Source organism: Cryobacterium sp. TMT1-2-2 (genome assembly GCF_004403505.1).
GTDB lineage: Bacteria > Actinomycetota > Actinomycetes > Actinomycetales > Microbacteriaceae > Cryobacterium > Cryobacterium flavum.
On sequence record NZ_SOGS01000025.1, the window covers coordinates 193,326 to 207,820 of the forward strand.

The 14,495-nt window shown below is 64.7% G+C and carries 14 protein-coding genes; 8 read left to right on the plus strand and 6 right to left on the minus strand.

The window, feature by feature from the left end; all coding sequences use genetic code 11:
• Positions 1-14: 14 nt before the first annotated feature.
• Together E3T35_RS16005 and E3T35_RS16010 are read right to left on the minus strand one after the other, a co-directional pair.
• Positions 15-260 carry a DUF167 domain-containing protein gene (locus E3T35_RS16005; protein WP_134343686.1) on the minus strand — a complete coding sequence of 82 codons (246 nt, stop codon included), beginning with the start codon at positions 258-260 and terminating at the stop codon, positions 15-17.
• A 69-nt stretch (positions 261-329) separates the two neighbouring features.
• Entirely contained in the window at positions 330-773 is a 444-nt protein-coding gene (locus E3T35_RS16010; protein ID WP_134343613.1) for a pyridoxamine 5'-phosphate oxidase family protein, read from the minus strand.
• A 205-nt stretch (positions 774-978) separates the two neighbouring features.
• Between E3T35_RS16010 and E3T35_RS16015 the strand changes: the two genes are divergently transcribed.
• Positions 979-2,730 carry a BCCT family transporter gene (locus E3T35_RS16015; protein ID WP_134380042.1) on the plus strand — a complete coding sequence of 584 codons (1,752 nt, stop codon included), beginning with the start codon at positions 979-981 and terminating at the stop codon, positions 2,728-2,730.
• A gap of 50 nt (positions 2,731-2,780) precedes the next feature.
• Here the strand turns inward: E3T35_RS16015 and E3T35_RS16020 are convergent, their stop codons facing one another.
• The gene (locus E3T35_RS16020; protein ID WP_092340977.1) at positions 2,781-3,047 is read right to left on the minus strand and encodes a protealysin inhibitor emfourin; all 267 of its coding nucleotides are present in this window, start codon (positions 3,045-3,047) and stop codon (positions 2,781-2,783) included.
• 9 nt (positions 3,048-3,056) lie between these two features.
• Complete coding sequence (locus E3T35_RS16025; RefSeq protein ID WP_134380044.1) at positions 3,057-4,208, minus strand: M4 family metallopeptidase; 1,152 nt, start codon at positions 4,206-4,208, stop codon at positions 3,057-3,059.
• Positions 4,209-4,277: 69 nt separating this feature from the next.
• Here E3T35_RS16025 and E3T35_RS16030 point away from each other — a divergent pair, with 69 nt between their 5' ends.
• From E3T35_RS16030 to E3T35_RS16040, 3 genes are read left to right on the plus strand one after another with little or no spacing between them, the layout of a single operon-like run.
• Positions 4,278-5,162 (plus strand): LLM class flavin-dependent oxidoreductase, encoded by an 885-nt coding sequence (locus E3T35_RS16030; RefSeq protein ID WP_134380046.1) that lies wholly within the window; start codon positions 4,278-4,280, stop codon positions 5,160-5,162.
• A gap of 59 nt (positions 5,163-5,221) precedes the next feature.
• The gene (locus E3T35_RS16035; protein ID WP_134380048.1) at positions 5,222-6,331 is read left to right on the plus strand and encodes an AI-2E family transporter; all 1,110 of its coding nucleotides are present in this window, start codon (positions 5,222-5,224) and stop codon (positions 6,329-6,331) included.
• 57 nt (positions 6,332-6,388) lie between these two features.
• Positions 6,389-9,289 carry an aminotransferase gene (locus E3T35_RS16040; protein ID WP_134380050.1) on the plus strand — a complete coding sequence of 967 codons (2,901 nt, stop codon included), beginning with the start codon at positions 6,389-6,391 and terminating at the stop codon, positions 9,287-9,289.
• Position 9,290: 1 nt separating this feature from the next.
• Here E3T35_RS16040 and E3T35_RS16045 read toward each other — a convergent pair whose 3' ends face one another.
• The gene (locus E3T35_RS16045; protein ID WP_134343619.1) at positions 9,291-9,623 is read right to left on the minus strand and encodes an ATP-dependent DNA ligase; all 333 of its coding nucleotides are present in this window, start codon (positions 9,621-9,623) and stop codon (positions 9,291-9,293) included.
• A 206-nt stretch (positions 9,624-9,829) separates the two neighbouring features.
• Here E3T35_RS16045 and rpsO point away from each other — a divergent pair, with 206 nt between their 5' ends.
• The 4 genes from rpsO (at position 9,830) to E3T35_RS16065 (ending at position 13,406) form a co-directional block, all read left to right on the plus strand.
• A complete protein-coding gene (rpsO, locus tag E3T35_RS16050; protein WP_092112143.1) occupies positions 9,830-10,099 on the plus strand; it encodes a 30S ribosomal protein S15 in 270 nt (89 codons plus the stop codon).
• A gap of 168 nt (positions 10,100-10,267) precedes the next feature.
• Entirely contained in the window at positions 10,268-11,782 is a 1,515-nt protein-coding gene (locus E3T35_RS16055) for an amino acid permease (protein ID WP_134380052.1), read from the plus strand.
• Positions 11,783-11,869: 87 nt separating this feature from the next.
• Complete coding sequence (locus E3T35_RS16060; RefSeq protein ID WP_092340986.1) at positions 11,870-12,580, plus strand: extracellular solute-binding protein; 711 nt, start codon at positions 11,870-11,872, stop codon at positions 12,578-12,580.
• A gap of 19 nt (positions 12,581-12,599) precedes the next feature.
• Positions 12,600-13,406, plus strand: a complete 807-nt coding sequence (locus E3T35_RS16065) for a hydroxypyruvate isomerase family protein (RefSeq protein ID WP_198417696.1) — start codon at positions 12,600-12,602, stop codon at positions 13,404-13,406.
• Here E3T35_RS16065 and E3T35_RS16070 read toward each other — a convergent pair.
• Positions 13,396-14,346, minus strand: a complete 951-nt coding sequence (locus E3T35_RS16070) for a GAF domain-containing protein (protein WP_166789993.1) — start codon at positions 14,344-14,346, stop codon at positions 13,396-13,398. The two genes, E3T35_RS16065 and E3T35_RS16070, sit on opposite strands and share 11 nt — an antisense overlap.
• Between the last annotated feature and the right edge of the window lie 149 nt (positions 14,347-14,495).

Genomic DNA, 14,495 nt, shown 5'->3' on the forward strand with positions numbered 1-14,495 from the left:
TCGTTCGACCCTGATTACGAGCGGTCGATGCGCAGGTGTTTGATCTTCGAGGTGTGACCGCGGATGATGCTAACGTCGCGTTTAGCCACCTTGAAATGCTTGGCCAGCAGAGCCACGAGGGCGTCGTTCGCGGCGCCCTCCACGGCTCGCTGCTGCAGAAAGACCGTAACGGATGCGTGTTCCGGCGTATTCTCCGGGTCGTCCACCACGAGCGGACCCTTGCGGCTGCCGGGCTTCACGTGCACCGTGAGATTGAGCATGGCGGGCACGGCACTCCTGTTTGCCCCGGTTCGTGGTGAGGGGCGCTCGTTAACGCTAACGTGCTGAGGCTAGAGCAAAGCCGCCGTTGGTTCCGGGCCGAGTAGAAAACGCCGTCCGGTGATCGACTCCGGCACGATCTCGACGAACACCGGCTTGACCGTGGGGATCAGCGGCCGTAGCGGCAGGGCGGCGGCGGCGTCGATCTCCCGCTGGGTGTCGAGCGCTCTGGCTGTTCCGTGCACGACGACGCTCCACGCGTCGTCGCGACCCACGCCGTCCGTTTCGAACGCGACTCGGTTGTTGACCGTGAGCTCGATCAGTTTGGTGCCCGACGCGGTGCGAAACAGCAGGTGCCGGTCGGCGGCCACAAAATTGACCGGAAAAATATCCGGGATGCCACCGACGGCCACGGCGAGGCGCCCCAGACTGGCCGACAGTAAGGCATTCCAGCATTCCTCTTCGCTGAGATTCTGCACGGCCGATGCAGCCGCGTTCACGTCGTTGAAAGTCATGGTCCATCGTCACACGCCCCGAGCCCCAGGGCGAGCGGGAGAAGCGCGTTTTGCACGCTGGCAGGCAAACTGGCACCGAAAACATATTGCCCCAGTGCAGGGTGGTTTGCCTGTAAGCTGGAAATTTGCCCAGCGGGGCAGGTACCTGGCGGTGCCAGAGCGGTTCCCCACCGCGCCGCAATCTATTCTTTGAGAAAGTTCCACAGTGAGTGCATTACCCGAAGTACCGGCGAAAACGCCGCACAGCAGTTCACCCAAAGCCCGTCGTTTCGTCGTTCCGGCCCCCCGAGTGTTTTATCCGGCACTCGGCATCATTCTGGCCGTCGTCATCGTGGCCATCGCTTTTCCGGTGCGCACGGGCAGCGTTCTTGCCCTGCTGCAGGGCTGGGTGGTGGCCGGCCTCGGCCCGTACTATGTCGTCATCGTGGCGGCGTTTGTGGTCTTCGCCATCTGGATGGGCCTCAGCCGCTTCGGCGACATCAAGCTCGGCAAAGACGATGACGAACCCGAATTCGGTCTGACGAGCTGGTTTTCGATGCTCTTCGCTGCCGGGATGGGTATCGGCCTGGTCTTCTGGGGCGCCTCAGAACCGCTCACCTTCTTCACGACACCCAAGCCCGGGGTGACCGGCGATTCCGCAGATCTCGCCTCCGCCGCGATGTCGCAGACCTTCCTGCACTGGGGGTTCCATGCTTGGGCCATCTACGCCGTGGTCGGCCTGGCCTTGGCTTACTCGATCCACCGCAAAGGACGTCCGGTCTCGATTCGCTGGGCCCTCGAGCCGCTTCTCGGTACCAAACGGGTCAAGGGTCGTCTCGGTGACGCGATCGACGTGATCGCCATCGTCGGTACCCTGTTCGGTGTCGCGACCTCTCTCGGCCTCGGCGTCAAGCAGATCGCCGCAGGCCTCAGCTACCTCGGCGTGGTCGGCGACGTCACCAACACCCTGCTCGTGGTTTTGATCGTCGTGATCACCATCATCGCGACGGCCTCTGTGGTCAGCGGCGTCGGCAAGGGCATCAAGTGGCTCTCCAACATCAACCTCGGCATGGCCGGCCTGCTGCTCGTGGCCGTGCTGCTGCTCGGCCCCACAATGTACCTGCTGCGTCTGCTGGTGCAATCGGTCGGCGGCTACTTTCAGAACGTGGTCGGACTCACCTTCGATACCGGAGCATTCACCGGCCAGGCCGGCCTCGACTTCCAGGGTGCCTGGACCGTCTTCTACTGGGGCTGGTGGATCTCCTGGGCACCGTTCGTGGGCGTGTTCATCGCGCGCATCTCCCGTGGACGCACGGTTCGCCAGTTCATCGCCGGCGTGCTGCTCGTTCCGACCTTGGTCACGTTCGTCTGGTTCGCGGTCATGGGCGGCAGCGCCATCCGTCAGGCCTGGGAGGGCGACGGCGGTGGTCTGTTCGACCCCAAGGTCGGCATCATCCCCGAGAACGTACTGTTCAACTTTCTGGGCACCCTGCCGTTTGGCGTGATCCTCTCGGTGATCGCGGTCATCGTCATCGCGATCTTCTTCATCACCTCGGCCGACTCGGGTTCACTCGTCATCGACATGCTGGCCTCTGGCGGAGACACCAATCCGCCCAAGTGGAGCCGCATCATGTGGGCCAGCCTCGGCGGGCTCGTGGCTATCGCCCTGCTGTTGGCTGGCGGACTGGCCGCCCTGCAGACCGGCGCGATTCTGACCGCTATTCCGGTGAGCATCGTCATGATCGGTATGTGTATTGCCATCTACAAGGCGTTCCGCATCGAGCACGAGGTTCTGGTGGCTGCCGAACGCCGTCAACGCCGGGAGGAAATGGCCCGCCGCATCGGCAAGACCGTCACCGCGCACCTCGAGGAGAACTTCGACGACCACTTCGGTGAGCAGGTCGACGGCCACATCGAGGCAGCGCTGACCGACGATCCGGCCCGCCGACCGCGGTGGGGTCGTCGCCCGAAGGCCTGAGGCCTGAGGCCAGAGGCCTGAACCGGGACAGGGTGTGAGACGGGCAGCCGCTACATGCCGTTGGCTGCCCTGACCCGGTTGACCAGATCACGCCACGGCCCGTTCACCTGGGGTTCGGCGAGCACCACCTCGTGCGGGGCACACCGAATGCGGTAGGCGAACCGGTCGGGGGTGGCCTCGCTGTCGGTGACGTCGTCCCAGGGCAGGGAGTTCAGGAACTCAGCCCAGGTATTCGGGTCGGGCTGTTCTTCAACTCGCACTTCCCAGGTCAGGCGGATTCCCGCCGTCCCGCCGCTGCGGGAGACGATGACTTTCATACCGCGATGCTACTCCGGTGGCCGGGGTACGCCTGGCCGGCTCGGGGGTGGTGGCGGGGCTGGTTGCTGGGGAAGCGGCGACGGAATCGCTGCCACCACGCCCACCGTCGCCCACGCGCGCATTACCGCGTCGTGGGCGGCACCGCCATTGCCGTAGAGACGCGCCGCGGTATGGGCCGTGGCCGCGGCAAACGCCGCGAAATCGCTCGTGCTGGCCAGCGCACCGCCGGTGAGAGTCTCGTACCAAATGTGGCCCGGCGTCTCCCAGGCGTTGCCGCCGAGGGCATCGGCGACCAGATAGAACGCCCGGTTGGGAATGCCTGAATTGAGGTGCACTCCACCGTTGTCGTCCTCGGTTTCGACGTACCCGGCCATGGTGTCTGGCTGCGGATCTTTGCCGAGCACATCGTCGTTGTATGCGGTACCTGGCGCTTTCATTGAACGCAGGGCCACGCCCTCCACCTGGTCGGTGAACAGCCCTTCCCCGATCAACCAGCTGGCCTCGGCCGTCGATTGGTTCTTGACGTGCTGCTCGACCAGGGCACCGAACACGTCGGAGATGGATTCGTTGAGCGCCCCCGACTGGCCCTGGTAGGTGAGATTGGCGGTGAACTGGGTCACTCCGTGGGTGAGCTCGTGCCCGATCACGCTGGGCGAAATCGTGAAGCGAGTGAAAACCTGCCCGTCACCATCGCCGAACACCATACGTTCGCCATCCCAGAAGGCGTTGTCGTACTGCTTGCCGTAGTGCACGGTCGCATCCATGGGCAGTCCGTTGCCGTCGATGCTGTCGCGCCCGAACTGCGTCCAGAACAGGTTCTGGGTGGCACCGAGCCCGTCGTACGCCTCGTTCGTGGCCGGGTCGGTGCCGGCAGGCTGGCCCTCGGCGCGCACCCGGCGACCCGGCAGGCGTTCCTGGCCACCGGCATCCGAAATGGTACGGTCAGACTCACCGGGGGTTCGAGCCGGCAGCGTGCGCGCCCCCGAGTAGGGAAACGGATGCGCCCCGCCCCGCAACTGGCGAATCTGCGAGTCCCGCAGCAGCGAGGCCCGGGCGGCCGCCGCGGCCTGCGCAAATCGGGGATCATCAAGTTTCGCCAGCCGCACCAGCAGGTAGGGCGGAACGATCGTGCACGTGGTGTGGAGCTCGCGAGTGTCCATGTGCAGAGTCTGGCACCGGCCGCCGACATTGCAACCGCGCGTTTTGGTCACGCTGAATAGACTCGCCTCATGCGCTTTGGAATCGTCATCCTTCCCCAGGACCCGTGGCCGGTCGCCCGCAGAAAATGGCTCGGCGCCGAGCAGTACGGCTTCGACCACGCCTTCACCTACGACCATCTGTCCTGGCGCTCACTCGCTGACGAGCCGTGGAACGCGACCATCCCCACCCTCACCGCCGCTGCGGCCGTGACCGAACGGATAGCACTGGGCACCTTTGTCTCGTCGCCGAACTTTCGGCATCCGGTGCCATTCGCTAAAGATGTCGCAACGGTCGACGACATCTCGGGCGGGCGGTTTCTGCTCGGCATCGGGTCGGGCGGCACCGGTTTTGACGCGCGCGTGCTCGGCCAGCCGGAGTACACCCCCCGTGAACGTCACGCACGGTTCGCCGAATTCATCACGGACCTCGACCTGCTGTTACGCGGCGAAGAACCGGGCTCCACTGACGGAATCAGTTTCACCGGCGAGTGGTATACCGCCAAGAATGCTCGCATGGTGACACCGGGCGGCTCTGACCGGGCGCGCGTGCCGTTCCTGATCGCGGCCAACGGGCCGAGGGGTCTCGGGCTGGTCAGCCGGTTCGGGCAGGGCTGGGTGACCACCGGACAGGACGGTGTCGAGGGAGAAGAATGGTGGACCAGTGTGCGCGGCCTGACCATGCGCCTCGACGACGTCGTCAGCGGAGCCGGCCGCGACCCCGCCACGATTGACCGTTACCTCTCACTCGACAGCGGCGGAACATACTCCCTGCAGAGCATGAACGCGTTTGAGGATGCCGTCGGCCGGGCCGCCGAGCTCGGTTTCACCGACGTGATCAGCCATTGGCCACGCGAGCACGGCATCTACGCCGGCGACGAATCCATCCTCGATACGGTCGCGGCAACCCTGAACTGAATCGGCCAAAGAGGCCGGTCGATCGGGGTTTCCGGCCAGCGGATGTCTAGGCTGGTTTCATGCGCGCACACGACGACCCCAGGCCCATCGTTCCCCGCACCCCGCTGACTGATCGGCTCGGGTGGCTCGGCCTGCGCAGCGGCCAGATTCTGCTCGTCATCCTGCTGGCCTCCGTGGTCATCTTCGGCCTGGTGCAGCTGAAGCTCGTCGTCATCCCGGTTTTGATCGCGATCATCCTCGCCTCAGCGCTCAGCCCGGTGATCAACGGGCTACGCAAGCGCGGAGTCGCCGCCATTCTCGCCACCTGGATCACCCTGCTCGGCGGCATCGTTGTCTTCGGCGGAATCATCACCCTCATCGTTTTGGCGGTGCGTGACCAGTGGAACGAGCTGTTCTCCTCGGCCTCGGAGGGCATCGACCATCTTCAGCAGTTCCTGATCGACGGACCGATCCAGGTCGATGAGAAGCAGATCGACACGGCGCGCACCGCCGTCGTGGACTTTCTCACCAGCAGCCAGTTCGGTACCGGGGCGCTCGCCGGGGCATCCGCTGTGTTCGAACTGATCACCGGCGCGGTGCTGCTCGTGGTCATTCTGTTCTTCTTCCTCAAGGATGGCGGCCAGATCTGGAACTTCTTCCTCACGCCGTTCAAGGGCGAGCGGCTCGCCCGCGGACGCCGCATTGGCCACACCTCGCTGCGCGTGCTCGGCGGCTACGTGCGCGGCACCGCCATCGTCGCCGCTGTCGATGCCACGGCGATCGGTATCGGCCTGGCCATTTTGCAGGTTCCGCTGGCTCTGCCACTGGCGGTCATCGTGTTCCTCGGCGCGTTCATCCCGCTGATCGGCGCGACCGCGGCCGGCGTGCTCGCCGCCCTGGTGGCCCTCGTCGCGAGCGGTCCGGGCGTCGCGCTCATCGTCATCATCATCGTGATCGCGGTGAACCAGCTCGAGGGAAACTTTCTGCAGCCGGTCGTCATGGCGCAGTCGCTCAAGCTGCATCCGCTGGTGATTTTGGTCGGGTTGACCGCCGGAACCATTCTCGGCGGCATCGTCGGCGCCGTGCTCTCGGTGCCGATCGCGGCCGTCACCTGGGCCATCGCCAAGGCCTGGAACACCCCGGATGCCCCGCGCGCCATGCCGCCGAAGCGTCGCGTGCAAAAGCGCTGACCGGCATCCGTTCAACCCTGCTCGTGCCACCGCTGCCCCCTGCATGACTGGAGAACCATGACCGAGCAGAGCCCCTATCACCTGCCGCGCCCGCACCTGACGCCCGAGCAGGCAACCGAGCTGGTCCGGGACCGGTTCGGAGTCTCGGGCGTTGTCACCGAGCTCGGCAGTAATCAGGACCGCAATTTTCGGATCGAAACGGATGCCGGTTCCCTCGTTCTCAAAGTCGCCAACCCGGCCATCTTGACGGTGGAGCTCGAGGCCCAGAACGCTGCGCTGGGGCACCTCGCCAACCTGGGGCACCTCGGCAACCTGGGTCTCGACCTGCCCGCCGTGATAGCCGGGATCGATGGAGGCGAGGTTCAGCGTGTCACGATCGACGGGCAGAACCTCGACCTGCGCCTGTTGACCTACGTCGACGGGCATCCGCTGACCGATGCCGTGCGTCTGTCGGTCGGGCAGATTCGCGCGCTCGGTGACGTGGCCGGGCGCCTGGTTCAGGGCCTCGCCGACTTCGAACACCCGGGAACGGACCGCTTGTCACAGTGGGATCTGCGGCGCGGCGGGGAGGTCATCGATGCCCTCCTCGGCTACGTTGACGACGACGTGCGCCGCGAACGGCTCCGCACCGTAACCGAGGTCGCACGGCAGCAGGTCGACCGCGTCGCGACCGACCTGCGCGTTCAGACCATCCACGGTGACCTGACCGACGACAACGTGGTCAGCCGCACCGACGCCGAGACGATCACCGGAGTGATCGACTTCGGGGACGTGGCCCAGGGCTGGCTCGTCGCCGAACTCGCCGCGACCTGCGCCTGCGTGCTGTATCGCAGTCCGCGGCATCCGCTCGCCGTCCTCGACGCAATCGAGGCGTTCACCCAGAGGGTACCGCTCACCGACACCGAACTCGCCGCCCTCTGGCCGCTGATCGTGCTGCGCACCGCGGTGCTCGTGGTGAGCGGCGAGCAGCAGGTGCACCTCGATCACGATAACGACTACGCCGACGCCAACCGCTCTCGCGAGTGGCTCGCGTTCGCCACCGCGGCGGAGCAAGACGGCGCAGAGCTCGAGGCCCTCATCCGTTTCGTGGTGACCGGCGAGCCGGCGCCGATCGTGGCCACTGATCACCCCCTGGCGGGCACCGTCGACCCCGGTGCGATCATCGATCTGTCGGTCACCAGCGCAGCGTTCGACGCTGGAATCTGGCTCGAACCCGGCATTGACGGGCGCGTGGCAGCGGATGCCGCCGCCCGCTCAGGGCACGCAGTCACCCGCTACGGCGAGTATCGCCTGTCGCAGACCCGCATCGACACGGCCGAGGAGTCGGTCACCCTGGCCCTCGGGGTCGAGGTGTATCTGCCGGCCGGCAGCCCGGTGACAGCGCCGATCGACGGGACCATCGTGGTGGTGGATGCCGACACCGTGCGGCTCGAGGGCGCAGATTACGACCTGTGGCTGACCGGGGTTCACGGGGGAGGGCTCGACGGCCAGCGGATTCAGGCCGGATCCGGCCTCGGAACGACCGGCGCCCGGGTGACAGTGCAGGCCAGCCGGCTGCGCGGCATCCGCCCGCCGTTTTTCGTCGCACCCTCGGGTGCCGCGCAATGGCAGCGGGTCTGCCCCGACCCCTCAGCCCTGATCGGGCTGGAGACGGCCCGACCACTCGCCGACCCGGCCGCGCTGCTTGAGCGCCGTGATGCGTCGTTCGCGCGCGTGCAGGAGCACTACTACGCGGCCCCGCCGCAGATCGAGCGCGGCTGGAAGCACCACCTGATCGACATGCACGGGCAGAGCTACGTCGACATGGTCAACAATGTCACGACCGTCGGCCACGGACACCCGCGCATTGCCGAAGCAGCCCGAAGCCAGTGGTCGCTGCTGAACACCAACTCGCGTTTTCACTACGACGAGCTCGTGCGCTTCACCGAACGACTTGCCGAGCTCGCGCCGGACCCGCTCGACACCGTCTTCCTGGTCAACAGCGGCACCGAGGCCGTGGACCTCGCGCTGCGCCTGGCGCTCACGTACACCGGCCATGACACGGTACTCTCGGTGCGGGAGGCGTACCACGGCTGGTCGATGGCAGCGGATGCCGTCTCCTCCTCGGTCGCCGACAACCCCAAGGCCCTTCAGACCCGGCCAAACTGGGTGCATCTGGTCGAGGCGCCGAACGCCGTGCGCGGCAAGTATCGGGGCATGCAATCGGCGCCGCAGTACCTGAATGACCTCGATGGCGACCTGGCCGCCCTCGACGACGAGGGCCACAGCGTCGCCGCATTCATTGCCGAACCGGTGTTCGGTAACGCCGGCGGAGTGCTGCTGCCCGACGGCTACCTGACCGGCGTCTACGAGAAGGTTCGCGCCCGCGGCGGGCTCTGCATCGCCGACGAGGTGCAGGTGAGCTACGCGCGCCTCGGTCACCACTTCTGGGGTACTGAACAGCAGAACGTGGTTCCCGACATCATCACCATCGCGAAGGCGATGGGCAACGGGCATCCGCTCGGCGCGGTCATCACCCGCCGCGACATAGCCGATCGCTTCGCCCAGGAGGGATCGTTCTTCTCTTCGGCCGGCGGCAGCCCGCTCAGTTGCCGCATCGGCCTGACCGTGCTCGACATCATGCGCGATGAGGGCCTGCAAGGCAATGCCGAGGTCGTCGGCGGGCACCTCAAGCGGGGGCTGGAACAGCTCGGCGAACGGTTCGACCTGGTCGGCGCGGTCTACGGCATGGGGCTCTACCTCGGCGTCGAACTGGTGCTCGACCGGGTCGATTTCATGCCAGCCACCGCCGTGGCCGCCCGGCTCTGTGACGAATTGCTGTTGCGGGGCGTCATCGTGCAGCCCACCGGCGACTTCAAGAACGTGCTTAAGATCAAGCCGCCGCTCTGCCTCACCGTCGCCAGCGCCGACCATTTTCTGCACGCTCTCGAAGACGTGCTCGGCGAGCTCGCGGGCTGAGCTAGCGGCGTGTTTTCTCCGGGAGGGTTACCGTCGGGTCGGGCTCGGCGATGAAGACCAGTCCGCCGGCGCTGTTGGCCGAGAGCATGAGCGCTTCGATCCAGTCCCGATTGATCGACGGGATTCGGCTGCCGAAATACCGGTAGTAGAGCGTGCTCGTGGGGTCGAGCCAGATCGCGCTCCGGCCGCTGCCGACGTCGGCGGAATCGGTCCAGGTGAACACAAAACTTTCGCGCCGGCGCAGCTTGGTACTGATCACGATCTGCAAGTGCATGAGGGCGCGATCGTCGAAGGTGATCACGATGCCCGGATTGCCGTAAAGCAATGTACCCATACGTGCACCTCCTCGATTATTCCACCACTGTAGCGGTAGCCGGGGGAGGGGACAGACCGGCTCGTCGCCGACAATTCCCGCAGCGTGACCGCGTCGGCCGCCCACTCTGCTAAAGTATGAAGGTTGCCGTTCAACGGCCGCGGATAAAGAGAGCTCAGGCATTTGGCCAAGGGCACCGCGCAGTGAGAGAAAGGGGATCCCACTTTATGGCACTCGAACCAGATGCTAAGAAGGCGATCATCGAAAAGTACGCTACCCACCCAGGCGACACCGGGTCCCCGGAAGTTCAGATTGCAATGCTTACGCAGCGCATTCTCGACCTCACCGAGCACTTGAAAGAGCACAAGCACGACCACCACTCACGTCGTGGCCTGCTTCTCATGGTTGGTCAGCGTCGCCGTCTGCTCGGTTACCTGTCGGACATCGACATCACTCGGTACCGCACACTGATCGGCAGCCTCGGCCTGCGTCGCTAATTTCATGCAAGTAATTTGCACGGTGCGAACGCAGCGTTGATAACACGAACTTCTTCACAACGGGTCGTCACCTTCGGGTGGCGACCCGTTTTGCGTTTGGCTGCCGAATGGGGGTAGAACGGAGTTGCTAACATAGGGGTTGGCAATAACGAACGGATACCACAACGCATGAGTCTCTGGCGCACCAAGAGTATTGAAGATTCGATAGCAGACTCGCTGGAGAAGGGCCACAGCCTTAAACGCACCCTCGGTACCTGGGACCTCATGATCATGGGTGTCGCCGTGGCCGTCGGAGCGGGAATTTTCTCGGTCGGCGCCAAGGCCGCCGGCAGCTACGCCGGGCCCTCGGTCACCCTGGCCTTTCTGCTGGCCGCGTTCACCTGCGCGCTGGCGATCATGTGTTACGCCGAATTCGCCTCGGCCGTGCCCGTCGCCGGCTCCGCCTATACCTTCACCTACGCCACCCTCGGAGAGTTGCTGGCCTGGATTATCGGCTGGGACCTCATCCTCGAGATGCTCACCGCGGCCGCAGTAATCGCCAAATACTGGGGTATCTACCTGAGCACAGTGTTCGACCTGGCCGGCTGGAACGTCCCGTCCACGATCCAGGTGCTCGGTCTGGACGTCAGCTGGGGCGCCTTCGTCATCGTCGCGATCTTCACCACGCTGCTCGTGCTCGGCACCCAGCTGTCGGCCCGGGTCGCGAGCGTGTTCACGATCATCAAGGTCGCCATCGTCGTCTTCGTCATTATCGTCGGCGCCTTCTTCATCAACACGGCAAACTACAGCCCGTTCATTCCAGCCGAGGTGCCCACGACGGGCGGCGATGGTGATGTCTGGATGCAGTCCTTGTTCTCCTTCATGACCGGTGCAGCTCCCGCCCAGTACGGCCTGTTCGGGCTGCTCGCCGGTGCGTCCCTGGTGTTCTTCGCGTTCATCGGTTTCGACGTCGTGGCCACGAGCGCCGAAGAGGTCAAGAACCCGCAGAAGACCCTGCCGCGTGGCATCTTCGCGGGGCTCGCCATCGTCACGGTGCTCTACCTCGGCGTGAGTCTCGTGCTCACCGGGATGGTGCCGTACACGGTGCTGGCCGACGACCCGAACGCATCCCTCGCCACGGCCTTCGTCGCTGTCGGTGCCGGCTGGGCTGCCCAGGTCATCTCGATTGGAATCCTGGTCGGTCTCACGACGGTGATCATGGTGCTGCTGCTCGGCCTCTCCCGGGTGCTGTTCGCGATGAGCCGCGACGGCCTGCTGCCGCGTTGGCTGAGCGTGACGAGCGAGAAACGCCGCACTCCGGCGCGCATTCAGATTATCTCCGGCGCCGCCGTCGCTGTGATCGCCGGCCTCACCGACGTGGGTGTGCTCGAAGAAATGATCAATATCGGCACACTGTCGGCATTCGTGCTGGTCAGCATCGCCGTGGTCGTGCTGCGCAAGAAGCGCCCCGACCTGCCGCGCGCCTTCAAGGTACCGTTCTCACCGGTGCTCCCGATTCTCTCTGCCGTGCTGTGCATCTGGTTGATGCTGAATCTCACGACCCTCACCTGGGTGCGTTTCGCGGTCTGGTTGGTCGTGGGCTTCATCGTGTACTTCGCTTACGGACGCAGCCACTCCGTGCTCGGCATCAAGCAGCGTGCGGCCGCCAGCAACACTCTGGTCGACTCCTCCAAGCCGCTATAGGATACAAACTTCCCCTATAGTTGGAGTGCATCGGCAATATGTTCTCGCTGGGCCAGAAATTCCACCAACGACGGCAGGATGTCTATCATGAGCAACCCGATTGACACGAAACCGAGCGTCGTACTGTTCAGCGGCTTGGCGACTCAGAAGGCCCTCGAGGCCGAAATCTTCGCCGCGTTCACGACTGAAACAGGCATAGCGATCGATGCCCACTTCGACCCCACCACCGAACTGCAACGCCGCTTCGCGGCCGGCGAGCGGCCGGACATTGTCATCGTCGCGACCCCGGCCCTCGCGAGTCTGGCGGCCGACGGTGTCATCGACCCCTCAACCGTCGTCCCCCTGGTGACGACCGGCATCGGAATCGGCGTGGCCGACGGTGCCGACAAACCCGATATCTCGACCGTGCCGGCGCTCACCAGCGCACTGCGCAACGCCCGTTCGGTCGCCTACTCTCAGGCCGGTCAGAGCGGCATCTACTTTCGCACCCTGATCGAGCGACTCGGCATCGCCGCTGAAGTGGATGCCAGAGCCACGCCACTCGCGAAGGGGTTTACCGGCGTGGCCGTACGTGACGGCCGTGCTGATCTCGCGGTGCAGCAGCTCAGCGAGCTCGCCTTCGTGCCCGGAATTGCCATTGTCGGACCATTCCCCGACGAGGTGCAGCACCTCACCGAATTCGCAGCAGCCCTGAGCAACGCGGCGGCGGCGAAGCCGGAGGCGCTGGCGTTGCTGGAATTCTTGAACGGTGACGTCGCCCGCGCCGCCTACGAACGTAGCGGTCTTCGCGCCGTTTAGTGGCAAGTTGCATCCGCAGATGACTGTCGACGGAGAACAAACCATGCGCGAACTCATTCCGCTCCGCCTGGATGCGAACCTCAAATGGCTCTTCACGGAACGACCGTTTCTGGAACGCTTCGATGCCGCGGCCGCGGCCGGTTTCGCCGGCGTCGAATACGCGAACCCCTACGACTTTCCACTCGCGCAGTTGCGCCGGTGCCTGGCGGACGCCGGGTTGCACCAGGTGCTGATCAATACGCCAGGACCGTCGACGTTCGGCTACGCCTGCGTTCCTGACTCGGTCGGCGAATTCCGCGATGGCATCTCCCGATCCTTGGAATACGCCACTGGTCTCGGTGCGACGCGCATCCACGTCATGGGCGGCCTCGTGCCCGAAGGTGTGCGGTGGGATCGCGCATTCGCGACCTATGTCACCAACCTGGCCTGGGCGGCCGAGCAGGCGGCGTCGACCGACGTCATCCTCGTGCTCGAAGCATTGAATCAGGGAGATGCTCCCGGATTCGTGCTCGAGTCCGTAGAGCAGGCCGCTTCGGTCGTTGAAGCCATCGGCAGCGAGTCCCTCGGAATCCTCTATGACGTCTACCACGCCCAGGTGCAGCAGGGCGATGTGATCAGCCGCCTGCGCAATCTCTTTCAGCACGTTGCCCACGTGCAGATCGCCGACCCGCCCAGCCGGACTGAGCCGGGCACCGGCGAGATCGGCTGGGATTCGTTCTTTGCCGAACTGCGCACTCTTCGTTATGACGGATGGATCGGTCTGGAGTATCGGCCAGCCAAGGAGACCGTCGCTGGCCTGGCCTGGCGTGATGCCTTTACGATCTGATCGCCTGCAGTTCGTGCTGAATCATGAGGGCCAGTTGCCGCAGGAGCACGATGTCAGTATCCGCACGACTGCGTGGTTTTGGGTCGAACACGCACAGAATTCCGATTCGTTCACCCGACGGTGATTCGATCGGAAAACCCGCGAAAAATCGCATGAATGGGGGACCCGTTACGTAGGGCTTGCCGCGAAAACGCTCGTCTGTCTCGGTATCGCCCACGACGAGTGCTCCCGGCTGGATAACGACCGTCGCCGACATCGAATCGGATCTCGCCGGATTGACACCCGTGGGCCCAGCACTTGCCACCACTCGCAACCCGGAATGGTCGCGAAGCACGAAGGCCGCGGACTCGGTACCGAAGGACTGTTGCGCCAACGCGAGGACAGGATCAAAGCGGGTCTCTCGCAGGTGTGATTCCACACCGGCTTCGACTTCGGGCGGCGCTGTGATCTGCACCGGACTGACCATGTTCGACCCGTGGCGGTCGTGGGCCAGATCGAGTCGAGCGGCCATTTCGCAGGCCAGGAATTCCCCCCACAGGCGGTAGTCCGACGAATTTCGATACCGGCCGGAGACCAGAATTGTGTTCTCCGTCAATGGTAGATAGACCGCTCGTAGGATGGATCGGCAGACGCGCTCCGTGCGCGCGGTCAAACGACGTGCGTGCGCGTTGGCGATGGACCCGAGCAAGCTGTCAAAAACCGGGATTGATCGAATCGGTTGGATGTCCATCACATACACGGACGTTTCGTTGGACGTTTCCCGTTCAAGGGCCCGGAGCAGGAGGCCCATGTTTCGCTCCCAGGCTTTTTCAGCGGTGAGATTCACGGCATCATTCACGCCGACAAACACGACGACCGCATTGATCCGGCTCAGATCTTGCCCAATGAGCAGATTCGGGAGTTCATCGAGAAGTCCAAACGGGTCGGCCACCAGGCTCACATCGGTGCCGCGGCCCGTTCGAGTCGATAGTGCACGGGCCAACGATCCGGGCAGGGCAAGATCGTGGCTCGTGACTCCCCAGCCGGAGGCGGGTCCACCGCCGAGAATGAGCACACGATCGCTGTTTGTCCCCGGCGAGTGCGCCTGTG